Genomic DNA, 23,860 nt, shown 5'->3' with positions numbered 1-23,860 from the left:
TATGTCCGGGCGCGCTCAGGCGCGCACCGGCGGCACCACTTCCTTGACCAGGTAGGGCGCCAGCAGCCCGGTCTCGGGGTTCAGCAGGCGCTCCTTGTAGTAGGCCAGGTACTCGGACGTATCGTGGTCGTTGGGGTGGAACCCGGGGCGCAGGTAGTCGAAGACGTGGCCCAGGGTGCTGCCGTAGATGCCGTTCCTGCGGCTGGCGATCAGGCCCACGCTGCGCCGGGCGTCGCGCCAGAAGCGGCGGCTTAACAGGTTGCGGGGCTTGCGCAGCAGGGGAATGCCGACACCGCCCAGCGCCACCAGGAACCAGATGGTGAACAGCGCCATGGCGAAGCCGCTGACGCGCAGCACGTAGTTGCCGTTGAGCGTCTGGTAGACGTCGTAAGCAATGTCCTTGTGTTCCGATTCCTCCAGCATGTGCCACATCCAGAGGGCGCGCTGCTTCTCGTCGTCGGATTCGAAGAAATAGTCCTCGTGCTGCATGAAGAACTGCGCCAGCACCGCGGTGAAGTGCTCGATCCCCGCCATCAGCGACAGCTTCAGCGGCTGCGGGAAACGCAGGAAACCGTGGTCGAACACGTTCCGGGCCAGGAAGCGGTAGAAACTGACCGGGAAGCGATGCACTTCAAGAATGTCGTTCCACTCGTCGTGCACCTTGGAGTGCAGGGCCTCCTGGCCGATCAGCGCGGTCACCCGCTGTTTCAGCTCCGGGTCCTTGAGGAAGTTCCGGTGGTAACGCGCGGTCTCGATGACCAGGTCCTCGCCGAACGTCAGGAAGATCGACAGGGCCGAGAAATAGCCGCTGGCCAGTTCGGTGTTCAGGTAGAAGTGAGTGTCGACGGACTTGGCGTCGAACTCGAACTTCATGTGCCGGATGGGAATGCCCGGCCGCCGGCTGTCGGAGTCGGTTGCGGCGCCTGTCGGCGCCTTCAATGCTGCGCTGTTCATGGTTTTCCCCGTTATGAAAACGAACGTGAAATGAGCGCTAACTCGTTGCTAACAGGTTAATTTTCGACATTGTTCGGATTCAATTCGGACCCTGGCGAGAATACGGACGGCGGCGGGGTTGCGCGCCGCCGTCCGTAAGTGCGCCAATCAGCGGCTAAATTCGGACGCTGTGTCTGCCAGCGCCCTGTGGGGTTTGAGCACGGGGAAGGGAAGAGGTCGCCAAAGTGAGCGCTTGTTCGGGTTTTGACGTGCATCGGGCCGGCGCCGACTTTCGCATGCGCGCGGCATGCGCTAGCTTTCCTGTAAACGCCGCCGGTCGGGCAATGTCATGCTGGAATCCCTGGAAAGCGCTCTGCAGGCCTGGTTCCTGCCGGGTCTGACGGCACTGGCCGCGGTGGCCGCCACGTATGTGATCTACCGGCTCGCCCTGTGGCTGACCCGCCATGTCACCGATTCCCGCACGGTGCCGCGCCTGTTCCTCGACGCCGCTGCCCGGGCGCTCGGTGTGGTGTCCTGCCTGCTGGTACTCAACGGGATGCTCAACGCGGTGCCCGACGACCTCCCGTTGCTGGCACTCATCCAGCAAATCGCGACCCTCCTGCTGATCCTGGCGCTCACCTGGGCGGCGGTGCGCCTGACCTCGGCGATCGGCGAGGCGATCGTCCACCTGAACCCGGTTTTGGAAGGGCAGTGGAAGCGGGCCCGCAAGGTCGAGACGCAAACGCGGTTCCTGGTGCGCTGCCTCAACGTGCTGATTGTCATTGTCGGCCTGGGCGCCGCCCTGATGACGTTCGAGTCCGTGCGCCAACTGGGCGCCAGCCTGCTGGCGTCGGCTGGTGTCGGCGGCATCATTCTGGGTTTTGCGGCGCGACCGGTGCTGAGCAACCTGCTGGCGGGGATGCAGATCGCCCTGACCCAGCCGTTCCGGATCGACGATGTGCTCCATGTTCAGGGCGAATGGTGCTGGGTGGAGGAGGTGACGGCCACCTATGTGGTGCTGCGTGTATGGGACCTGCGGCGCCTGATCGTGCCGCTGCAGTGGTTTATCGAGAACCCGTTCCAGAACTGGTCCCGCAATACGGCGGAATTGCTGGGCACGGTGTTTCTCTGGGTCGACTACACCATGCCGGTGGCACCGCTGCGCGAGGAATTCGGCCGCTTACTGCGTGACAGCCGGCAATGGGACGGTCAGGTGGAAACCGTGCAGGTCACCGATGCCAGCGACCAGGCGATCCAGATCCGCTTTCTGATGAGCGCGCCGGACTCAAGCCAGAGCTGGGACCTGCGCTGCGCGGTGCGTGAAGGCCTGGTGACGTATATCCAGCAGCATTATCCGGAGCAGTTGCCCCGCGTCCGGGCGCGGCTTTTGGAAGCCAACCGGGAAGATCCGGACAGGGACGGCGGGGCCGGCGCAGAGAGCGACTGACCCCCGCGCCGGCCCGGCCTACATCAACGACGGCAGCCAGAGCACGGCCGCTGGCACCAGCACCAGGAACACCAGGCGGATACCGTCGGCCAGCAGGAACGGCAGGATGCCGCGGAAAATGGCGGTGAGGGGGATCTCCGGTAAGGTAGCTTTAAGGACGAAGCAATTCAGGCCGACCGGTGGGGTAATCATCGCCAGTTCGACGACGATGATGGTGATGACGCCCCACCAGATGGGGTCCATGCCCAACCCGAGGATGACCGGTACCACCACGGGCACTGTCAGGAAGATCATGGCGAACCCGTCAAGGAACATACCCAGCACCAGATAGAACGCGAGGATCGCGAACACCACGGCAATCGGGCTCATGTGCATCGACTGGATGAAGTTGATCACGTCGGTGGGAATACCGGCCAGGTTCACGAACTGGTTGAGCACCATGGCGCCGGAGGCCACGAAATAGATCATGCCAGCGGTCTTGGCGGTGTCGGTGAGACACTCGACGAAAATCTTCCAGGTCATCTTGCGGCGCAGGATGGCGAACAGCAGCGCTCCGCCGGAGCCGATGCCGCCAGCCTCGGTGGTGGTGAACCAGCCGAAGAAGATGCCCAGCACGATCAGCATGAACAGGACCAGCACGCCCCAGACCGACTTGAGCGACGACAGGCGCGCACCCCAGCTGTATTTTTCACCGCGCGGCAGCCAGTTGGGCAGGAAAGCCGCTATCGCCGCGATCACGCCCATGTACACCACCACCTGCAGTGAGGCGGGCACCAGCGCCGCCATGAACAGACCGTCAAGGTTGGTCTGGGTGAGGAGGCCATAGATGATGAGCGCGCCACTTGGGGGAATCATCAGGCCCAGGGTGCCGCCGGCGGCCACGGAGCCGGCGCTGAAACTGTCGTCATAGCCGTGCTTGCGCATCACCGGCAGGGCCAGGCGCCCCATGATGGCGACCGATGCGGCGGAATTGTGGGACAGGGACGAGAAGCCCGCGCAGGAGGCGATGGTGGCCATACCCAGACCGCCACGGAAACGGCCGAGCCAGCGATTGGCGGCCTCGAACAGGTCATCGGCGAGGCCGGCGCGGGCCACGAATACGCCCATCGCCAGGAACAGCGGCAGCACCGAGAACTGGTAATTCATGGCCAGTGCCACGATTTCGTTCTGGGCGACAGTGGCCGCAGCCGGCAGTCCGCGAGGGTGGATCCAGGCGATGCCGCCGATGCCGCACAGCATGAGATTGAACCCGAGCGGGATTCGGGTGAACACGATCAGCGCCATCAGCGCTACGATGACAGTCAGGACAACCACAGTTCCCAATCTCCGTTAGAGGCGTTTTGTCAGAGGCGTTGATGCATTGCTTGCCGGATTTGCGGCGAGGCATCAGGTGTCGTCGTCATGGATGCCGACCCTCAGCAGCCGGAAGAAACCGATTACGGTGGCGATCAGCGCCAGCACCGCGAACGCGTAGACGGAATACCCCAACTGGACTTCCAGGAACTTGGTCAGCATTTGGGCATCCAGCAGCTTCTGGGCCTTGACGAACATCAGCCAGGTGATGCCGACCATCGACAGGAACGACACGGCGGCGGTAAGCACCCGTTCGACGACCCGGAGGCCGGCGGGATAGCGCGTCACCGCCAGGCCGGCGACGATGTGACTGTTGTTTCGAACCACCAGCGACATGCCGGCGAAGAAGGCAATGCCGAGCAGGGTGGAGATGAACTCCGCGGCGCCGGGCAGTGGCGTCGCAAAGTGACGGCCGGCTACGTCGATGAAGGTGACCACGATCATCGCGAACACCGAGACGCAGGCGATCACCTGCGCCAACCGAAAAAGGCCGCTGTCGAGGCGGTCGACAGCGGCAGAGAAGGAGCGCAACGGGGTCATGATTATTCGGCTTCGTCCATGGTTGCCTGTGCGGTGGTATTCGCCGCCTTGAGTTGGCCGGCGTAGATGTCCTCCATGCGCGAGCGGTAAAACTCGAAGGCGTTGGCGGCATCGTCCAGGTGGCGTTTCTGGGCATCAGCGATCCATGCCTGCTTCATCGGCGCCAGTGCGTGCCGGAGCTTGTCGACGAAGGCGGGATCGGCATCCACGATATCCAGGTTCAGTTCCTTGAGCGCTCTGTCCTTGCGTTCGTCCATGGCGATGCCGGTACGGCGCGGCAGTCCGTCCGCGGCGCGCAGCACGGCGGCCTGCTGCTCAGCGTTGAGTTCGTTCCAGGCGTCCTGGTTCATCACCACAGCCCAGGTGGCGGAGCCCATGCCGCCCGGGAAGCGGGTCATGGCCTTGACGTGATCGCCCAGACTGGCGGCGAGGATGGTGCCGGTACCGATCATCGCGCCGTCGACCGTGCCCTTGGAGACGTATTCGAACAGTTGCGGGAAGTAGGAGTGCACGGGGACGGCGCCGACGGTTTCCAGTGCATCGGTCTGCTTGCCGGCGGTGGCCCATATTTTTTTGCCGTCGAAGTCGGCCATGCTGCGGATCGGCTGCTCCCGGCCCACGAAATTGACCCCCGGCAGCACGTGCATGGAAAGCAGTTTGACGTCGTTGAATTCGTTGACCTTATCGAAATACTTCTGCTGGGTTTCCCAGATCGCCACGGAGGCGGATTCACCCGACAGCGAATTGAACGGCATGTCCCCAAGCAGTGGCAGGCCGGTTTGGGCGCGGCTGGCGTAGACCGAAATCATGGCCATGTCGATGATGCGGTCCTTGACCGCACTCAACTGGCCGTCTGGTTTGGTGAGAGAGGAACCGGGTATGGTGATTTCGATGCTTCCACCGGATTCTTTCTCGATACGCCGGCTGAAGTCGTCGATCGACGTGCGACGCATGGGGTCGTGTTTGGGCAGGTAGGTGTTGTAGATGAGCTTGACCGGGTCGTCCGCCGCCTGGGCGCTCGAGACGCCGGTCAGCAGGGACAGGCCAAGTATGGCAGTGCAGGTAAGTCGCAGCATGATGTCTCCTCGGTCTTGTTGGTTATAAATGGAGAAAATCAGTTGTATGTGTGAGCCCTTGATGACGCGGGGCTTTACCAGCGAAGCCAGACAATTGCGCGTCTGATCGATGTGAAGGTGCCGTGGCTTGGTGGTTTCAGAAGTCATGATCCGGCCACGCGTTTCTTCTTATCGTCCTGATGCGTTGCCTCGGGCTTTACCTCCGGGTTCCGTCGCCCTGGGCAGGGGCGATTTTCAGCGTTGTTTCACCTCCTTTGTCCCGGCGCCTTTGCCTTCCACGCCGTTCTTCTCGTGAAGCTCTTATCTTTCTTTTTTCTTCATATTTAGATATATCGTAGTTCAAGATAGATCTAGAATTTGCAGGCAGCCATTAGACGAAGGTCTTAGGTCTTTGCTTTGATCACTTGCAGCCGATCCGGTGGATTCGTTAAGGCACGTCGGCGTCCAACAAGCCGTGTTGGGGACAGGAAAAGCGATTGAGGGTGAATGGCGTTGACAGTCGACTTCCCGTGGCTGCGGGCTGGCCTCTTGAGTTGGGAAAGGGAGTCACTCGCCGTGGCACGCGACGCTTCATTACGTTTTGGCAATGCTTGCGACAAGGCGTGGAGCCGGGACTAGATTTTTAGGGAAGTGTCTTTCGCAAGGAGGTCTCCGACCATGACACGTTCTCTCCCTTCTTTCCTTGCAGTTCCCCTTACGGCCCTGGTGTTCCTGATGATGTCGGCCGCCGCCCATGCGGGCAGCGATAGCGGTGTCTACGTCGGTGCGTCCGTGGGCCAGGCCCAGGTGGATTTCGACGATGAGTTGCCGGATGTCGGTGAAGTGGATTTTGACGACGACGATACCGCCTATAAGATCTTTGCCGGCTACAACTTCGGCCTGATTCCGCTCGTGGACCTGGCTGTGGAGGGCGCCTACGTCGATTTCGGCAAGTTCAAGGGCGACATCGGCAGCATCAGTGACCGGGACCTGGATGTCGACGGCTGGACGGCCGCCGGGCTCGCCGGTGTGAACCTCGGCCCCATCGGAGTGTTCGGCAAGGTGGGTGCCATCAACTGGGACAGCGATTTCGACGGTCTCGGTGACGAAGACGGTACCGATCCGTTCTACGGCGTGGGTGCGCGCTTCAGCCTGTTCTCGTTCCAGGTACGGGCCGAGTACGAGCGCTACGACCTGGACGATTTCGACATCGACTACTTCTCCGTAGGCGCGGCTTTCACCTTCTGAGCCACTCTTTCGGCAAACGCCATTCACCGGGCGGCTTACGCATTGTCGGTGGTCCCGGTCGCTTCTCCACAGACTGGCCGAAGCAATCCGCCAGACGGGACATTAGTTCCTTAGGAAGTCCAACACGGCCGCGCGTTCGGGGATCGATGCGGAGGCGCCGACCCGGGTAACGCACAGCGCCGCTGCGGCACTGCCCAGGCGCAGGGCTGTCTCGGGCTGCTCGCCGCCAGCCAGGGCCGCCAGGCAATAGCCGATGAACGTATCCCCCGCGGCGGTGGTGTCCACGGCGTCCACCGCAAAAGCAGCCACCCGGGAGCGCCCTTCCGGGCCGATATAGACCACGCCTTCACGCCCCAGAGTCAGGATCAGCGCCAGACCCGGATAATCCCGGTGCAGAGAGGCTTCGGCCTCGGTGACGCTGTCCACGCCAGCCAGATCCATGGCTTCGACTTCGTTGACGATGAGCAGGTCCACCCCGGCGAGCAGGGGAATGACTGAATCGCGGGTCATGGGCGCCGGATTGAAGGCCACGCGGATGCCCTGGCGGGCGGCCTGCGCCATGGCGTCGGCCAGACCGCTGGTTTCGTTTTGCAGCAACAGCCAGTCGTCCGGGCCAGCGGGTGCCAGTGCCCGCTCAATCTGCTGCCGGGTCACGTTGTGGTTGGTACCGGGATAGAACAGGATGGCGTTTTCTGCATCGTCGGTCAGTTGGATGATGGCGTGGCCGCTGGCCCCGTCCAGCGGAGTGATGGAAACGGTGTCGACGCCGGCCTCGGCCAGTTGGTCGAGCACCCAGTTGTCCGCCTGCCCGATGGCGCCGATATGCTGCACATGGGCACCGGCGCGGGCCAGGGCGATGGACTGGTTGGCCCCCTTGCCGCCAAGCACCGTGTGGTAATCGCTGGACGCCAGGGTTTCGCCGGGTCGCACGAAATGATCCACGCGGTAGACGTGGTCGAGGTTGATCGAGCCCAGGTTGTAGATGGTCATGGCGGGCCTTGTGCTTTCCTTGTTGTCGTTAGCGGGGCCGCTTTCCGGCGGGCGAATGCATCGAGCCTAGCATGGAGAAGCCTGTGAAACACTCGCGCCGGGACGGCCTTCGTGGTATATCCGCAGCCCTGTCTTGCCAATCAATGGAATTCGAACCATGCCCAGAGCCAGCGAAATCAAGAAGAACTCCGCCGTCGAATATGAAGGTAACGTCTACTTCGTCAAGGACATCGAGCGTTCCGTGCCCCAGGGCCGGGCGGGCGGCAGTCTTTACCGGATGCGCATGTACGATGTGGTCACCGGTAACAAGATCGACCAGACGTTCAAGGATTCCGACATGCTGAACCTGGCGGATCTGGTGCGTCGTCCCGCGACTTTCTCGTACACGGATGGCGACGAGTACGTTTTCATGGACAGCGAGGACTTCACCCAGTACAGCCTGATGGGGGAGGCGATTGCCGACGAGTTGCTGTTCATCAACGAGGACACCCAGGGGGTGATGGTGATTCTGGTCAGCGACGCGCCGGTCTCCCTGGCCCTGCCGCCGACCGTGGACCTGACCATCGAGGAAACCGATCCTTCCGTCAAGGGTGGCTCGGCCACCGCGCGCACCAAGCCGGCGCGGCTGACCACCGGGCTGGTGGTGCAGGTGCCGGAGCACATTTCCTCCGGCGACCGTATCAAGATCAACGTGGAGGAGCGCAAGTTCCTCGGACGCGCCTGATCCGTTTGGCGCCGGTGGTCAGGCGCGGCCGGCCTGGGACGGACTGATACCGAACTGGCGCCGGAAGGCCGCGGTGAAGTTGTTCGGGTGGCCGTAGCCGGCCAACGCCGAGGCTTCGGTGATGCTGGCGCCGTCCTGTTGCAGCGCCCGATAGGCGTTTTGCAGCCGCCGTTGCCGCAGGAAGCGGCCCACGCCCATGCCGAGGCAGTCCCGGGCGTAACGCTGGAGCGTGGCGGGGCTCATTCCGAGTTGGTTGCCGATCTGACTCTGGGTCATGGCGAGCACCGTGTCGCTCTCCAGCAGCTCGAGGAACTGTCGGGCCTGGCGTCCGGTTAACCGGGACGCGGCAGCGCTGTCTTCCGGCAGCGTTTCCAGCCAGGCTGTCATCAGCGACAGGGCGAACCCTTCCCGCGCCAGTTGACCGATGCGGCCCGGGTCCGGGTGTTCGATCAGGTGCCGGGCCTGCATCCACAGGGACGGCGGCAGCGACCAGGGCGCCACCGACAGGTGCTGCTGCATTCGCCTCTTGAGCGGCTTCGAATCCAGCGCCTGCTGTTCAAACCACTCCGGTTCCACGGCAACGTAAAGCGCCGTGCGCTGTTCCCCTTCCGCGGTTTTCATACTGCAGCTTTCGGCATGGCTCAGTGTCATCACCTGGGCCTGCGCCGCCGATTCGTGCAACGCCATGTGGCGGTTGCCGAACTGGAATCGGGTCTGGCCTTCCAGGAACAGGGAGACCTTGAGGCTGGCGGACAACTCCGCGTCGAAGCCGATGTCCCGCTCCGCCCGGGCGTTGACGATATGGAAAGACAGCCCCGAGGCCAGCTTCTCGGTCAGCAGGGTGCCCCGCAGCATCGAGTGCCCCGCACTGGCCGGCGCCGGGCATTCACGCAGGCGGTAGCGGTTCAGGTGCCTGGCGTTGTGCTCCAGGTCTTCCGTATTCAACAGATGCGGGTTTTGCGGGGAAGGGCGGCTCATGAACATCCTCTGACGCCGTGGCATAAAGGGCAACTGTCATTGGCTTACGGAGGCAGTTGAGGCAAATCAATAGATGATTGATGTTTTTGCATCCGCAGCAGACAGGCACCTGTGGAATAATGCGTGCCAGCCAATCTAAATGCAAACGATTGTCGTTTGTGATTGTGGCGGCGCCGGGCTTCACCCGGTGTCGCAGCCGTAACCGCTGCACTGTTGCTGGAGACGTTCATCCATGTCCGATAAGAAAATCCGTTCCGCCATCCGTCAGGCCTGCCGTTCCCGTCAGGCGGTGACCGCTGTTTCTCTGTCCCTTTTAGCCTGCGCCTTACCCGCATCCGCTGCCGAAGACACATCGGACGATGTTGCCCTGCCCACGCTCACGGTAGAAGGCAATCGCCTCTACGAGATGGCGCCCAGCGAGGAAACCGGGGGGTACGGCGTCGAAGCCGCCACTGTTGGCACCAAGACGCCGGCCTCCGTGCGCGATATCCCCCAGTCCATCACCGTGCTGACGCGGGATTACCTGGATGATCGCGACGTCACCCACATCGACGACGCCGCCAAACTGACGCCGGGCCTGCGCACCCTGAGCAACGACAGTGGCCGCTCGTCCATCTATTCCCGCGGCTACGAATACGACGAACTCAACATCGACGGTCTGCCGGCGCCGCTGCAGAGCATCTTCGGTACGCTGCCGTCGCTGTCGGCGTTCGACCGCATGGAAGTCATGCGCGGGCCGTCCGGCCTGTTCAACAGCACCAGTGAACTGGGCGGCATCATCAACCTGGTGCGCAAGCGCGCCACCGTCGATACCCAGGGTTCGCTCCAGGCCGGCTACGGCAGTTGGGACCGCAACCGGCTGTCGGCGGACGTGTCTGGCTCGCTCAACGAATCCGGATCCGTGCGTGGCCGGGTGGTGGCGTCCCGCGAGGATATGCCCAATGAAGTCGACGAGAATGAGAACGTCGATGAAAGCTACTACGGTACGCTGGATATCGACGTGACCGACGCCACCGAGCTGTCCCTGGCGGTGCTGCACCAGACCAAGGACATCACGCCGTCCAATGGCCTGCCCGCGTTTTCCGACGGCAGCCTGGCGGACTGGGATCGCTCCACCTTCCTCGGGGCCGACTGGAACAACTTCGAGAACGAAACCACGGATCTGTTCCTCGATCTGACCCACCAGTTCGACAACGGTGGCTACGGTCGCTTCGCGGTGCGCCAGTCCCATCGTGAAGGCGACTATTACTACGCCTTTACCGGCAGTGCGCTGGGGGACGACGGCAGCACCAGCCTGCGCACCACCCAGCGCGACTTCGAACAGGATGCGCTGTCCATGGACGCCAGCTACAGCCAGCCGTTCGAGGCCCTGGGCCACGTCAGCGAATTCGTGGTGGGTGCGGATTACAAGCACTACGACACCGACTACCTCAACGGCGCCTCCAATCTGGGCTCGATCAACGTCAACACCTTCGACGCCTCGTCGGTGACGTACAGCGATCCGACCTATTCCCAGCGCATCGAGAACGAGCTGACCGAGACCGGCGTCTACGGCAAGCTGACCTTCCGTCCGCTGGAAAACCTGGCTTTGATCGCCGGCAGCCGCTTCAGCTGGTATGACCTGAGTGCCGATACCACCGCGTTGTCCACCGACACCACCACGGAAAGCGACGGCGACGGCTCAGGCGAATGGACCCCGTATGCCGGCGCGGTCCTGGATGTGGACGAGCACCACTCCCTCTACGCCAGCTACTCGGAAGTGTTCAATCCGCAGACCGAGACTGACGAGAACGGCGACCTGATCGATCCGCGCGAGGGCGAGCAGTACGAGATCGGCATCAAGGGCGCCTACGACAATGGCCGCCTCAACAGCCGGCTGTCCGTTTTCCAGCTGACCGACAAGAACCGTGCCGCCACCCCCTATGATGAAGACGGCAATGCCATCAGCAGTTACTCCGAAGCCACCGGTGAAGCCCGGGTACGCGGTTTCGAAGCGGAGCTGAGCGGCCAGTATGGTCCCTGGGATCTGCTGGTGGGCTATACCTATATGGACACCGAGAAGCTGGCCGGCGATACCAACACCCTGTTCATGCTGATGCCGCATCACACCGTGAACGCCTGGTCCAAGTACACCTTCCACCAGAGTGGCCTGCTGAACCAGTTGAGTCTGGGCGCCGGCGTGACGGCCATGAGCGACTTCTACCTGGAGCGTGGCAGCACAAGCATCGAAGCGCCGGGCTACGCCGTGGTGGATGCTCTGATCAGCAAGCGTTTCACCGAAAACCTGTCCGCCTCGCTGAACGTCAACAACGTGTTCGACCGCAAGTACTACTCGCGGGTGGGCAGTGTGGCCACGTTCAACTTCTACGGCCCGTCGCGCAATGTGATGGCCAACGTGTCCTACGATTTCTGACCTGACGGGACACTGGAAGCCGGGCCCATGCGGCCCGGCAACCCCGCTTCGTAACGTCGTCCGGCGCACGACGCCCTTTCCGGCCAGGCCGCGTTGGCCTATCCTCGCCCGGAACCCTGATCGAAACCCGTGCCCGAGACCGTCGATGGATATCCGCCAACTGCAATACCTGGTCGCCCTGGATGAAGTGCGCCACTTCGGCGACGCCGCCGCCCGTTGTCACGTCACCCAGCCGGCGCTGTCCATGCGCCTGCGCCAGTTGGAAGAGGAACTGGGGCTGACGCTGGTCACCCGTGGGCACCGGTTCGTGGGATTCACCGCCGAAGGCGAACGCATCCTGGCCTGGGCGCGGGCGGTGCTGGCCGCCCACGACGGGCTGCACGCCGAGGCCTCGGTGTGTCGCGGCCAACTGGTGGGCACGCTGCGAGTGGGCATGGTGCCGCTGGCGGGCTTCGAGCCGATCCCGTTGCTGCAACAGTTCGCAGCCCAGCATGCGGACGTGCGTTTCGAGTTGAAGTCCCTGAGTAGCGAACAGATCCTGGCGGGACTGGACACCAACAAACTGGACGCCGGGTTTGCCTACGCCGACGGGCGTCACGAGCGCAAGTACCGCTTGCTGGAGGTGGCCGACACCAGCATGGGGCTGCTGTTCAACCGCGAGCGCTGGTCCTTCGCCGCCGAGACGTTGGACTGGTCGGACCTGGAAAAACTGCCGCTGGGCATCCTCAGCAAGGGGATGCATTTCCGTCAGTCGGTGGACCACGCGCTGCAGAGTGCCGGCGTCGAAATCACGCCGTTGGTGGAAACCGATTCGGTGGAATTCCTGGTGCAGTCGGTCAGTGCCGGCCTGTGTTGTGCGGTTATGCCCATGGGCGGTGGCCTGGAACAGCGGGACGAGGCGCTGGAGTTGCGCCCGATTGCCGGCAGCCACACCCTGGCGCCGCTGTGTCTGGCGACCCGACGCAGCGCGCCGGTGTCGGCGCTGGCCGAAGCGCTGCAACAGTTCGTATGTGAGCGCCTGGCGTTAACGGATCAATAAGTTCTGTTTATCAATGGATCTTTAATCGTGATTGGACGGTTATGATGTCCCGTCTTAACCTGTTGCTTATTTGCCCAACAGGTTTGCCCCATGACGCACGAATCCGCATCCGGCCACGCTCCCGTTCCCAGGTTTGAACCCTATAAAGGGCCTGCCGCCGGTTGGGGGGCGCTCAAGAGCGTTGCCGCCTTCTGGCTGGACAGCAAACAGCCGATCAGGAACATCCGTGCGCTGCTTAAAACCAACCAGAACGGCGGTTTCGACTGCCCGGGTTGTGCCTGGGGCGACGATCCCAATGGCGGTCGCGTCCAGTTCTGCGAGAACGGCGCCAAGGCGGTGAACTGGGAGGCCACCAAACGCCAGGTGGGTCGCGAGTTCTTTGCCCGTCACAGCGTGAACGAACTGCTCCAGCGCAGCGATCACTGGCTGGAGTACCAGGGCCGGCTGGTCGAACCGATGCGCTACGACGCCGCGTCCGATCGCTACCTGCCCATCGGCTGGGACGACGCGTTCGCCCTGATTGCCGAACATCTCAACCGGCTCGACAGTCCGGACCAGGCCGAGTTCTACACCTCCGGTCGCGCCAGCAACGAGGCGGCGTTCCTCTACCAACTGTTCGTGCGCACCTTCGGCACCAACAATTTCCCGGACTGCTCCAACATGTGCCACGAGGCCAGCGGGGTCGGGTTGTCCCAGACCATCGGTACGGGCAAGGGCACGGTCACTTTCGACGATTTCGCCGAGGCGGACGCCATCTTCGTGTTCGGCCAGAATCCGGGCACCAACCACCCGCGCATGCTGGCGCCGCTCTCCGAAGCGGTCCGTCGCGGGGCCCAGGTGGTCTGCTTCAACCCGCTCAAGGAGCGCGGACTGCAGCGTTTCCAGGATCCCCAGGCCATACATGACATGCTCAGGAACGGCTCCGAGCCACTGAACACGGCCTACTTCCGGCCGGCGCTGGGCGGTGATATGGCGGCCGTGCGCGGCATGGCGAAGTGCCTGATCGAGTGGGATCGCGAAGCCCAGGAGCAGGGCCGGGCCGCGGTGCTGGACTGGGCGTTCATCGAGCAGCATACCCAGGGGCTGGACGCCTATATGGGGGTGGTCCGCGCGACGTCCTGGGAACAGATCGAGGCGCAGAGTGGCCTGAGCCGCGCCGACATTGAGGTCGCGGCGGACACCTACCGCAAGGCGGACAACGTCATGCTCTGCTGGGCCATGGGCATCACCCAGCACCGGCACTCGGTGCCCACAGTGCAGGAGCTGGTGAACCTGCAGTTGCTGCGGGGGAACATCGGCCGCCCGGGCGCGGGCCTGTGTCCGGTGCGCGGTCACAGCAACGTGCAGGGCGACCGCACCATGGGCATCGACGAAAAAGCCCCGGCGCCGCTGCTGGATGCCCTGGAGCGGGAATTCGGCATCACCGCGCCGCGCCGGCCGGGTCACAACACCGTCGAAGCCATCGAGGCCATGGCCCGTGGCGACGCCCGGGTGTTCATCGGGCTGGGTGGCAATTTCGCCCAGGCCACCCCGGACAGCGAGCGGACCCATCAGGCCCTGGCCAACTGCGACCTGACCGTGCAGATCAGCACCAAGCTCAACCGCAGCCACCTGGTTACCGGGCGGGACGCCCTGATCCTGCCGTGCCTGGGACGCACCGACATCGACTGGCAGGCCGGCGGCCCCCAGGCGGTGACCGTGGAGGATTCCTTCAGCATGATCCACGCCTCCCACGGCCAGTTGCCGCCGCAGTCGGAGCGGATGAAATCCGAGCCGGCCATCATCGCCGGCATGGCCAGGGCGACCCTGGGCAACCGGCCCATTGACTGGGATGCGGTGATCGCGGATTACGACCGCATCCGCGACCTGATTGCTCGCACCATTCCCGGTTTTGACCAGTTCAACGACCGCCTCAAGCAGCCGCGCGGTTTCTACCTGGGCAACCCGGCCCGGGAGCGGCGCTGGAAAACGCCTGGCGGTCGAGCCGTTTTCTCGCCCAACGCGTTGCCGGATGACCTGTTGCACGACCGGATCAAGGCGACCGGGCAGACCCCGGACGTGATCCTGCAGACCCTGCGTTCCCACGATCAGTACAACACCACGATCTATGGTCTCAACGACCGCTACCGTGGCGTTAGCGGCCAGCGCCGGGTGCTTTTCATGAACGAGGATGACATTCGCCGTCTGGGCCTGGAGGCGGGTGAGCGGGTCGACATCACGTCCCTGTGGGAAGATGGTCGGCGTCGCTCGGTCGGTGGCTTCAAGGTGCTGGCCTACGATGTGCCGGCGGGTCAGGCGGCGGCCTACTACCCGGAGACCAACCCGCTGGTGCCACTGGAAAGCACCGGTACGGGCAGCCACACGCCCACGTCCAAATTCATCGCCATCAAATTGTCGAAGAGCGCGGAGCAGGACCACGATCGGGTTTTGGCCGCGGGCTGACCGGAGCGTCAAAGAACACGTGAGTGGCGCCGTGGGCGATCATCCCTGTTATGATGGCCCGCTTCCCGATTCTCAAGCCAGCCACCAGGAAGCCGTCATGACCGCTTTGCCACCTTGTCCCCAGTGCCAGTCTGAGTACACCTATGAGGATGGCATCCAGCTTGTCTGTCCCGAATGCGGCCACGAGTGGAGCGAAGCGGAGCAGTCGGCGGATGAGGCGGGCGCGGTGATCCGGGACGCCAACGGCAATGAACTGCAGGACGGCGACACGGTGACCGTGATCAAGGATCTCAAGGTCAAGGGCTCCAGCCTGGTCGTCAAGGTGGGCACCAAGGTCAAGAACATCCGCCTGGTGGACGGCGACCACGACATCGACTGCCGCATCGACGGGGTCGGGGCGATGAAACTGAAGTCCGAGTTCGTCAAGAAAGCCTGAGGTCAGGTGGGTCGCCGGGTTCTGAGACCGGCGGACCCATTCCATAAGCAGCAGTGATCAATGCAGCGGCGGGCGTTCCACAGCGGCCTGTCGCAGGCACTGGATCATCTGGGTGCAGGTCGGCGTGCGGATGCGTCCACGCATGGTGATGATGCCCACCGGAGGTAGCTCCATGGGCAGTTCGATATCCAGTACCTTCAGAAACCCTTCCTTCTCGAAATGCATGCCCACGTCGCCGGCGAGGTAGCCGATAGCGTGCCGGTGGCGGACGAAGTTCAGGATGTTCAGGAATGACGCCGTCTCGATCAGGTCCACCGGCGGGTTCAGCCCGTGCTTGTAGAACATCTGGTTGAGCTTGACCCGTGACGACGCCCACGGCGGAGGCACCACCCAGGGCTGTCCAGCGAGGTCGGCCCAGTCGGGGTTGGCCTTGCTGGCCAGGGGGTGATCCGGGCTGGCCACCACGCACATTTTCTCGTTATAGAGCGCCTGGGTGTCCAGGTCCGGCGCGGCGTAGCCCGGTTCCAGTCTTCCCACCAGCAGATCCAGCTCGCCCATCCGTAAACGCGGCAACAGACGTTTCAGGTCGCCTTCCTCAACCATGACCGAGGTCAGAGCCGAGTGTTCCTTGAGCAGCGATACGGCACGCGTCATCCACACCGGCGTGGCCACCACCATCGCTCCGATGCTGACACGTCCGGCGGCTCCGGTGGCGACGGCGTCCAGCTCATCCCGGGTGCGACTGAAATCCGCCAGCACCGAGCGGGCAAAGCGCACCACCGACTCGCCGTAAGGCGTGGGTTCGGTGCCCCGGGTGGAGCGGGTAAACAGGTCCAGCTCAAACATCTTCTCGATTTCCGCCAGCATCTTGGATACGGCCGGCTGGGTGAGCGACAGGAATTCGGCGACGCGACCGATGTGGCGGAATTCGTCGAGCGCCACCAGCAGTTGCAGGTGGCGCAGTTTGAGGTTGGAGCGCAGGGCACGATCAATGACAGACATGGCCTTACATTACCTTAAGGTTATGAAGGCAGTCCATTGTTTCATTTTATCCTTATGATGGCGGGTCGCATACTCGGTTCAAACACAAATACAAACGACCATCACAAGTAAGCACCTATGGACCAGTCTGCATCCACATCGCCCCTGCTGCGCCTGCACGCCAACGACAATGTGCTGATCGCCCGTCGACAGATTGGCCTCGGCGAAGAGCTCCCCGAGTTGGGGTTGCGCGCCCGGGCCCAGATTCCGGCCGGACACAAGATCGCGGCCAGAGACATTCCCGTCAACGAGCGGGTCAAGAAGTACGACACGGTGATCGGCGCCGCCGCCCGGGACATCAAGGGTGGCGAACACGTGCATACCCACAATCTGACCCTGATCGATTTCGATCGCGATCCGGCTTTTGGCCAGGACGTGCGACCGGTGGACTACCTGCCGGAGGAGGAGCGGGCCACGTTCCAGGGGTATGTCCGACCGGACGGCCGCGTGGCGACCCGCAACTTTATCGGCATCCTGTCGTCGGTGAACTGTTCCGCCACGGTGATCAACCATATCGCTGAATACTTCACCCCGGAGCGACTGGCGGACTACCCCAATGTCGACGGTGTCGTCGCCTTTGCGCAGACCAGCGGCTGTGGTATGTCGTCTCCGAGCTATCACTTCGACATCCTGCGCCGTACCCTGGCCGGCTACGCCCGCCACCCGAACTTTGCCGGTGTGCTGATCGTCGGGCTCGGCTGCGAGCGCAACCAGGTCGATACGCTGGTGGAGTCCCAGGGCCTGGAAGTCGGGCACGGCGTTGAGACGCTGGTCATGCAGGATACCGGCGGTACCCGCGAAACCATCGAGGCGGGCATCCGCGCGGTGGAGTCCATGTTGCCCGAAGCCAATCGGGTGGAGCGTCAGCCGGTCAGTGCCAGCCACCTGAAGATCGGTCTGGAATGCGGTGGCTCGGATGGCTTCTCTGGCATCTCCGCCAACCCGGCGCTGGGCGCGGCCATGGACATCCTGGTGCGTCACGGCGGCACGGCCATTCTGTCGGAAACCCCGGAAATCCATGGCGTCGAGTTCATGCTCACGCGCCGCGCTGTTTCCCGGGATGTTGGGCAGAAGCTCCTGGACCGCCTGGCCTGGTGGGAGGACTACACCCGCGGCCACAGCGGCCAGTTCAACGGGGTGGTGGGCCCGGGCAACCAGGCTGGCGGCCTGGCCAACATCTTCGAGAAATCCCTGGGGTCCGCCATGAAGGGCGGAACGACGCCGCTGCAGGCCGTCTACGAATACGCCGAGCCTATCGACAGCAACGGGTTTGTCTTCATGGACTCGCCGGGTTATGACCCGGTGGCCGTGACCGGCCAGATCGCCAGCGGGGCCAACCTGATCTGCTTTACCACCGGGCGGGGGTCGATGTTCGGCTCCAAGCCGGCGCCGACCATCAAACTTGCTTCCAACACCCCCATGTACGACCGCCTGACCGAGGACATGGACATCAACTGTGGCCAGGTGATCGACGGTACCCTGGATATGGACGCCATGGGTCAGGCCATTTTCGAGCACATCCTGCGTGTCGCATCAGGTGAGGCCACGTGCAGCGAACGGCTGGGTTTGGGCGACCACGAGTTCGTGCCCTGGCACGTCGGCATTGTCAGCTAAGAGCCTGTCTTTCAAAGCATCGAATACCCAATAAGACCCGTTAAGAAAAGGAAATGGCCATGTCTCTGACTCTCAAGCGTGACGATTTGATCCGATCGCAGAACCTGATAGGCGGCGAATGGACGTCCGCGTTATCGGAAGTGGTCTTCCCGGTCCAGAACCCGGCCGATCTGGCCACGATCGCCCAGGTCCCTGACAGCGCCGCGGCCGATGCCCGAGCGGCCGTCGATGCAGCCCACGCCGCCTTCGTGGCCTGGCGCGCGATGCCCGCCAAGAGCCGGGGCCAGATCCTCAAGCGCTGGCACGCCCTGATCCTGGCGCATCAGGATGATCTGGGCACACTGGTGTCGCTGGAACAGGGCAAACCCCTGGCCGAAGGTCGGGGCGAGATTCTCTACGCCGCCAGTTATGTTGAGTGGTTTGCCGAAGAGGCCAGCCGCATCGACGGTGACGTGATCGCCTCGCCGGTTGCCGGTCGCCGTATGATGGCAGTCCGCGAACCGGTGGGTGTGGTGGCAGTGATCACCCCCTGGAACTTCCCGGCAGCGATGATCGCCCGCAAGATCGCGCCGGCCCTGGCGGCGGGCTGTACGGTGCTTGCCAAGCCGGCGGAAGACACGCCGCTGACCTCCCTGGCACTGATTCGCCTGGCGGAAGAGGCCGGGGTGCCGGCGGGGGTGATCAATGTGGTTTGCGCGTCCCGCGAGCAGACGCCTGAGGTGGTGGACGTCTGGCTGGCCGAATCCCGCGTGCGCAAAGTCAGCTTCACCGGCTCCACGCCCGTGGGCAAGCATCTTGCGCGGGCGTCAGCCGACACCTTGAAGAAGCTGTCCCTGGAGCTGGGGGGCAACGCGCCTTTCATTGTCTTCAACGACGCGGATCTGGATGCGGCCGTGGATGGCCTGATGGCGGCCAAGTTCCGCAACGGCGGCCAGACTTGCGTATGCCCCAACCGGGTGTATGTGCAGGCCGGTGTCTTCGAAGCGTTTGCCGAACGTCTGACCCGCCGGGTGGAGGCCCTGAAAGTCGCGCCAGCGACGGATCCGGAGGCCGAGATCGGACCGATGATCAATGCCCGGGCGGTGGAGAAGATCCTGGCGCATATCGAGGATGCGGTGGCCAAGGGCGCGCGCGTCCTGGTGGGCGGACAGCGCCTTGAGGAACTGGGCCCGAACTATGTGGCGCCCACGATTCTGGCCGATGCCGGAGAGGACGCCGTGCTCTGCTGCGAGGAGACGTTCGGTCCGGTGGCGCCGCTGTTCCGTTTCGAATCGGAGGACGAGGTGATCGAGAAGGCCAACGACACGCCGTTCGGCCTGGCGGGCTACTTCTATTCAGAGAACGTCAGCCGCATCTGGCGTGTTGCTGATGCCCTGGAAACCGGCATTGTCGGCATCAACGAAGGTGCGGTGGCGTCGGAAGCCGCGCCTTTCGGGGGCGTCAAGGAATCCGGTTACGGCCGGGAAGGCTCCAGGTATGGCCTGGAGGACTATATGCACATCAAATATCTCTGCCAGGGCAACCTGCGCCAAACCAGCGGAGGCTGAAAGATGCATCACACAGCGGTACCCGGCATGGTTCCGGGCAATCCCTTCAAGCGGGCGCTGGCCAACGGCGAGCCGCAGGTGGGCTTCTGGCTTTCCATGGGCAGCAGCTATTGCGCGGAGATGTGTGCGACCGCTGGATTCCAGTGGCTGCTCATTGATGGCGAGCACGCCCCTAACGATGTGAACAGCACCCTGGCCCAGCTCCAGGCGGTGGCGCCTTACGGTGGTCATCCGGTGGTGCGGGCGGTGCAGGGTGAACCGGCGCTGATCAAGCAGCTGCTGGATATCGGTGTTCAGACGCTGCTGGTGCCGATGGTGGATACCCCGGAGCAGGCGGCTGCGATGGTGGCGGCCACACGGTATCCGCCGGAAGGTATCCGGGGTGTGGGTGCGGCGGTGGCGCGGGCGTCACGCTGGAACGGTCGGGCCGATTACGTGCACCACGCCAATGAGGAAGTCTGCCTGCTGGTGCAGGCGGAAACCGTCACCGCCCTGGAGAACCTGGAGGCCATCTGCGCGGTGGATGGGATCGACGGGGTGTTTATCGGCCCGGCGGATCTGGCGGCGTCCATGGGCCACCTGGGTAACCCGGCACACCCGGAAGTGCAGGACGCTATCGATGAGGCCATCCGGCGCATCGTCGCCTCGGGCAAGGCGGCCGGCACATTGACCGGCGACATCGAGCAGGCGCGGCGCTTCCTGTCGTTGGGTGCCACCTTCGTCGCGGTCGGGCTGGACGTGACCCTGCTGATGCAGTCGGTACGCCAGCGTGCCTTCGAGTTTGGCCTGCGGGCCGATCAACCCACGTCCGTCAAGGGACCCTATTGAAGTGAGGTATACGGGCCTGCGCCCGGAAACAGACTCCTGTGGGAGCACTGAAGAGAGAGATCGCGAACCGGACGGGGCATCGGCGAATGCCTCGGGGCGGTTCGAAGACAATCCGATCAACCAGAAATACGATCACTAACAAATATAAGGAAGCATCATGCACAAGCTGATCAAAACGTCCGTTCTGATGGCCGGTCTCCTGGGTGCGGGCCTGGCCTATGCCGAGTACCCCACCAAACCGATCACCATGGTCATCCCCTACAATGCCGGCGGCGGTACCGATGTGCTGGCGCGGGCCATGCAACCGGCGCTGGAAGAGTCGCTGGGGCAGACCATCATTGTCTCCAACGTACCCGGTGGCGGTGGCATCCTGGGCTTTACCAAGGTGGCCAATGCCCGTGCCGACGGCTACACCGTCACCATCCCCAACAACGTGATCTTCGCCACCGAAGGCATGGGGAACGCAACCTACCACTCCGATGATTTCGCCTATCTGGGCAACGTGCTGACCGACAATTACATGGTCGCGGTCCGTGCGGACGGTCCCTGGCAATCCTGGCAGGACCTCCTGGAGGATATGAAAGCCAACCCCAACAGCGTGAAATTCGGCTTCTCCGGCTACGGCGGCTCCACCCACGTGGCCAGCGAAATGCTCTCTGACAGCGCCGGTTACAAGGCCAAGCAAGTGCCTTACGACGGCTCGTCCAAGGCCGTGCTGGCGGCGATGGGGGACCACATCGACGCGCTGATGCTCAACGTGGGGGATCTCGCCGCGGGCCTGAAATCCGGCAAGCTGCGCCCCTTGATGATTCTTGGGGACAAGCGCCTGGAGGAATATCCGGAGGTCCCCACGGCGCAGGAAGAAGGCCTCAAGCTCTCCCTGACCAACTGGCGCGGTGTCGCGGCACCGGCGGGTGTGGACGATGAGGTCAGACAGGCCTGGGCCGAGGCGCTCAAGCAGGCAACCGCCGATCCGGCCTTCCGCAAGGCGATCGCAACCCAGGGCGCTGAGATCGAATACATCCCGCCGGGCGAAACGCTCGACGAGCGGATGGCCACCCTGGCGGAGTCGTTTATCCAGACGGCCCATAAGCTGAAACAATAAACGGCGATGCGGCTCCGCCGGACGGAGTCGCTCCCTCACGTTGCCATAGGGGGTGTCGCGATGTTGCGCATCAACGAACGACAGATTTTCTATGTCGTGCTGATTGTCGGGGCGGGGTTTTTTCTGAGTATGGCAAAGGCCATTCCGTCGTCGATGGGAATGCCGGGGGACCCCGGCGCCGGTTTCTTCGCCTTTTGGTCCTGCGTGATCATCATGGTGTTGCTGGGGTATCTGCTGGTGACCGAAACCTTCTTCCAGCGCGCGGACCGGGACACACCGGTTCGCATGACGCGGCACGAGCTGGTGGCCCTGGCGGTAACTATCGCGGCCATTGTGATCTATCTGTTGCTGCTGTCCTACGCGGGCTTTGTCATCAGCACTCTGTTCTTCCTGTTTGCCTTCCGGCAGATCATCGATCGACTGATCAAACACGAGCCGATGTCCGCCCGGTCTTTAATAGCCTCTGGCGTTTTCTCGGTGCTGGCCACCGGTTTTATCTATCTGGTGTTTTCGGTTCTGTTTGAACTGGCGATGCCCTGAGCAAGGTAGGGGATCCGATTATGCTTGCTAACTTTGCAGATGCAGCCGGCCTGTTTCTGGACGTCAATGTGTTCCTGGCGATTGCCTTCGGTACGGTCCTTGGTCTGATCTTCGGCGCGCTGCCGGGACTCACCGCGACCATGGGTATTGCCCTGTTGCTGCCGCTGACTTTCAGCATGGAGCCGGTGACCGGTATGGGCATGCTGCTGGGTGTCTACTGTGGTGCGATTTCCGGGGGCTCGATCCCGGCAGCCCTGCTGAACATTCCGGGCACGCCGTCGTCGGTGGCCACCACCCTGGACGCCTTCCCCATGGCCCGCAACGGCGAGCCCGGGCGGGCGTTGGGGCTGTGTATCGTGTCTTCCATGATCGGCGGTCTGATCAGCGTCGCCATCTTTGCCTTCCTGTCGCCGGTGATTGCCGACGTGGCGCTGGATTTCAGTGCGGTCGAGTATTTTTCTCTGGGATTGTTCGGGCTGACCATTATTGCGTCCGTATCAGGCCAGTCGATCATCAAGGGGATCGTAGCCGGTCTGATTGGCGTACTGATCTCCTTGATCGGGATTGATTCGCTGACCGGCGTAGTGCGCCTGACCGCGGGTATTCCCGACCTGGTCGGCGGTGTCGATCTGATGCCGGCCCTGATCGGCCTGTTCGCGCTGTCGCAAATCATCAGCGATGTCACCAACCTGTCGCCGCAGAGCCAGTCCGGTGCCCGGGTGCGGGTCAATAACGCCTATCCACGTTTCCGGGAAACCTTCCGCCACTGGAAGGTCTGGTCCAGCAGTTCGTTAATCGGTTCGCTGGTGGGGGCAATCCCCGGGGCCGGCGGCAGCATCGCGTCTTTTCTTGCCTATGACCAGTCCAAGCGCATGTCCAAGACCCCGGAGAAGTTTGGCACCGGCCACGACGAGGGGGTGATTTCCTGCGAGTCCGGCAACAACGGCATGACCGGCGGCGCACTGATTCCCATGATGACGCTGGGGATTCCGGGTGATGCGTCGGCGGCGATCCTGATGGGCGGTCTGCTGATCCATGGCCTGCAACCCGGTCCGATGCTGTTCCAGGATCAGGGCAACATCGCCTACGGCATCATCATCGCGTTCCTGGTGGCCAACATCTTCATGTTCTGTTTCCAGTCGGTGGGCATCAAGCTGTTCGTGCGCGTGTTGCAGATTCCGCGCTCCTATCTGCTGCCCTTCATTCTGGTTATGTGCATGGTTGGCGCCTATGGCATCAGCGGCACGTTGAGCTCGGCCTGGGTCCTGTTGTTCTTCGGGGTGTTCGGCTACTTCCTCAACCGCTACGGGTTCAGCTCGGCGCCGGTGGTTCTGGGCATGATTCTGGGGTACATGGTCGAATCCAATTTCCGCCGTGGTATGACCATGAACGACGGCGACTGGACCGTTTTCTTCACCCACCCCATTAGCCTGTGTTTCCTGCTGCTGTCGGTGGTCTCGGTGGTCCTGCCGATCATCCGCCATCGCCGTCAGGCCAGGCAGCGCCAGCAGGAAACGAACTCGAACCGGCCGCTGGAGTCGGCACGCTGAGGCATGCCGCTCCGGCGCAACACCAACCACGTGATGG

Annotated in this window: 20 protein-coding genes; 13 read left to right on the top strand and 7 right to left on the bottom strand. The window is 63.1% G+C overall.

Translation table 11 applies throughout. From position 1 onward, the window contains the following. Positions 1-15 precede the first annotated feature (15 nt). Positions 16-954, bottom strand: a complete 939-nt coding sequence (locus GQB00_RS07670; protein ID WP_165855792.1) for a metal-dependent hydrolase — start codon at positions 952-954, stop codon at positions 16-18. A 328-nt stretch (positions 955-1,282) separates the two neighbouring features. On the opposite strand from GQB00_RS07670, the gene GQB00_RS07665 reads away from it, so the two are divergent. Further along, positions 1,283-2,380 carry a mechanosensitive ion channel family protein gene (locus tag GQB00_RS07665; RefSeq protein WP_165855791.1) on the top strand — a complete coding sequence of 366 codons (1,098 nt, stop codon included), beginning with the start codon at positions 1,283-1,285 and terminating at the stop codon, positions 2,378-2,380. Positions 2,381-2,398: 18 nt separating this feature from the next. Here the strand turns inward: GQB00_RS07665 and GQB00_RS07660 are convergent, their stop codons facing one another. The 3 genes from GQB00_RS07660 to dctP form a co-directional block, all read right to left on the bottom strand. After that, positions 2,399-3,694 carry a TRAP transporter large permease gene (locus GQB00_RS07660; protein ID WP_165855790.1) on the bottom strand — a complete coding sequence of 432 codons (1,296 nt, stop codon included), beginning with the start codon at positions 3,692-3,694 and terminating at the stop codon, positions 2,399-2,401. Positions 3,695-3,766: 72 nt separating this feature from the next. Beyond that, entirely contained in the window at positions 3,767-4,273 is a 507-nt protein-coding gene (locus GQB00_RS07655; protein ID WP_165855789.1) for a TRAP transporter small permease, read from the bottom strand. Between the two features lie 2 nt (positions 4,274-4,275). After that, positions 4,276-5,349 carry a TRAP transporter substrate-binding protein DctP gene (gene dctP / locus GQB00_RS07650; RefSeq protein WP_165855788.1) on the bottom strand — a complete coding sequence of 358 codons (1,074 nt, stop codon included), beginning with the start codon at positions 5,347-5,349 and terminating at the stop codon, positions 4,276-4,278. Positions 5,350-6,006: 657 nt separating this feature from the next. Here dctP and GQB00_RS07645 point away from each other — a divergent pair. Beyond that, on the top strand, positions 6,007-6,576 hold the full coding sequence (locus GQB00_RS07645) for an outer membrane beta-barrel protein (RefSeq protein WP_111494975.1): 570 nt from the start codon (positions 6,007-6,009) through the stop codon (positions 6,574-6,576). Positions 6,577-6,678: 102 nt separating this feature from the next. Here the strand turns inward: GQB00_RS07645 and GQB00_RS07640 are convergent, their stop codons facing one another. Then, positions 6,679-7,566, bottom strand: coding sequence for a ribokinase (locus GQB00_RS07640; protein WP_165855787.1), 888 nt, complete (start codon positions 7,564-7,566; stop codon positions 6,679-6,681). A gap of 157 nt (positions 7,567-7,723) precedes the next feature. Here GQB00_RS07640 and yeiP point away from each other — a divergent pair, with 157 nt between their 5' ends. Then, positions 7,724-8,290: an elongation factor P-like protein YeiP gene (gene yeiP / locus GQB00_RS07635; RefSeq protein WP_111494979.1), complete on the top strand. Its 567-nt coding sequence runs from the start codon at positions 7,724-7,726 to the stop codon at positions 8,288-8,290. A gap of 18 nt (positions 8,291-8,308) precedes the next feature. Here yeiP and GQB00_RS07630 read toward each other — a convergent pair whose 3' ends face one another. Next, positions 8,309-9,268 (bottom strand): helix-turn-helix transcriptional regulator, encoded by a 960-nt coding sequence (locus GQB00_RS07630; protein ID WP_165855786.1) that lies wholly within the window; start codon positions 9,266-9,268, stop codon positions 8,309-8,311. A 232-nt stretch (positions 9,269-9,500) separates the two neighbouring features. Between GQB00_RS07630 and GQB00_RS07625 the strand changes: the two genes are divergently transcribed. From GQB00_RS07625 to GQB00_RS07610, 4 genes are all read left to right on the top strand, one after another. Beyond that, the gene (locus tag GQB00_RS07625) at positions 9,501-11,681 is read left to right on the top strand and encodes a TonB-dependent siderophore receptor (protein ID WP_165855785.1); all 2,181 of its coding nucleotides are present in this window, start codon (positions 9,501-9,503) and stop codon (positions 11,679-11,681) included. Positions 11,682-11,826: 145 nt separating this feature from the next. Next, positions 11,827-12,720 carry a LysR family transcriptional regulator gene (locus GQB00_RS07620; protein ID WP_165855784.1) on the top strand — a complete coding sequence of 298 codons (894 nt, stop codon included), beginning with the start codon at positions 11,827-11,829 and terminating at the stop codon, positions 12,718-12,720. 90 nt (positions 12,721-12,810) lie between these two features. Then, a complete protein-coding gene (locus GQB00_RS07615; protein ID WP_165855783.1) occupies positions 12,811-15,162 on the top strand; it encodes an FdhF/YdeP family oxidoreductase in 2,352 nt (783 codons plus the stop codon). 97 nt (positions 15,163-15,259) lie between these two features. Continuing rightward, positions 15,260-15,598 (top strand): zinc ribbon domain-containing protein YjdM, encoded by a 339-nt coding sequence (locus GQB00_RS07610; protein WP_111494989.1) that lies wholly within the window; start codon positions 15,260-15,262, stop codon positions 15,596-15,598. 57 nt (positions 15,599-15,655) lie between these two features. Here the strand turns inward: GQB00_RS07610 and GQB00_RS07605 are convergent, their stop codons facing one another. Next, positions 15,656-16,600: a LysR substrate-binding domain-containing protein gene (locus tag GQB00_RS07605; RefSeq protein WP_111494991.1), complete on the bottom strand. Its 945-nt coding sequence runs from the start codon at positions 16,598-16,600 to the stop codon at positions 15,656-15,658. Between the two features lie 117 nt (positions 16,601-16,717). On the opposite strand from GQB00_RS07605, the gene GQB00_RS07600 reads away from it, so the two are divergent. From GQB00_RS07600 to GQB00_RS07575, 6 genes are all read left to right on the top strand, one after another. Next, the gene (locus GQB00_RS07600) at positions 16,718-18,253 is read left to right on the top strand and encodes a UxaA family hydrolase (RefSeq protein WP_165855782.1); all 1,536 of its coding nucleotides are present in this window, start codon (positions 16,718-16,720) and stop codon (positions 18,251-18,253) included. Between the two features lie 59 nt (positions 18,254-18,312). Further along, positions 18,313-19,800 (top strand): NAD-dependent succinate-semialdehyde dehydrogenase, encoded by a 1,488-nt coding sequence (locus tag GQB00_RS07595; RefSeq protein ID WP_165855781.1) that lies wholly within the window; start codon positions 18,313-18,315, stop codon positions 19,798-19,800. A gap of 3 nt (positions 19,801-19,803) precedes the next feature. Continuing rightward, positions 19,804-20,628: a 4-hydroxy-2-oxoheptanedioate aldolase gene (gene hpaI / locus GQB00_RS07590; RefSeq protein ID WP_228276681.1), complete on the top strand. Its 825-nt coding sequence runs from the start codon at positions 19,804-19,806 to the stop codon at positions 20,626-20,628. 157 nt (positions 20,629-20,785) lie between these two features. Continuing rightward, a complete protein-coding gene (locus GQB00_RS07585) occupies positions 20,786-21,733 on the top strand; it encodes a tripartite tricarboxylate transporter substrate binding protein (protein ID WP_165855780.1) in 948 nt (315 codons plus the stop codon). A 60-nt stretch (positions 21,734-21,793) separates the two neighbouring features. Next, positions 21,794-22,273, top strand: a complete 480-nt coding sequence (locus GQB00_RS07580; protein WP_162628751.1) for a tripartite tricarboxylate transporter TctB family protein — start codon at positions 21,794-21,796, stop codon at positions 22,271-22,273. Between the two features lie 20 nt (positions 22,274-22,293). Then, positions 22,294-23,823, top strand: coding sequence for a tripartite tricarboxylate transporter permease (locus GQB00_RS07575; protein WP_165855779.1), 1,530 nt, complete (start codon positions 22,294-22,296; stop codon positions 23,821-23,823). Positions 23,824-23,860: the final 37 nt, after the last annotated feature.

Source organism: Marinobacter sp. JSM 1782161 (assembly GCF_011421605.1).
In the GTDB taxonomy this organism is placed as follows: Bacteria; Pseudomonadota; Gammaproteobacteria; order Pseudomonadales; family Oleiphilaceae; genus Marinobacter_A; species Marinobacter_A bohaiensis.
Note: the sequence above shows the minus strand (reverse complement) of the source record. Positions and strands in the feature narration are given on the sequence as shown.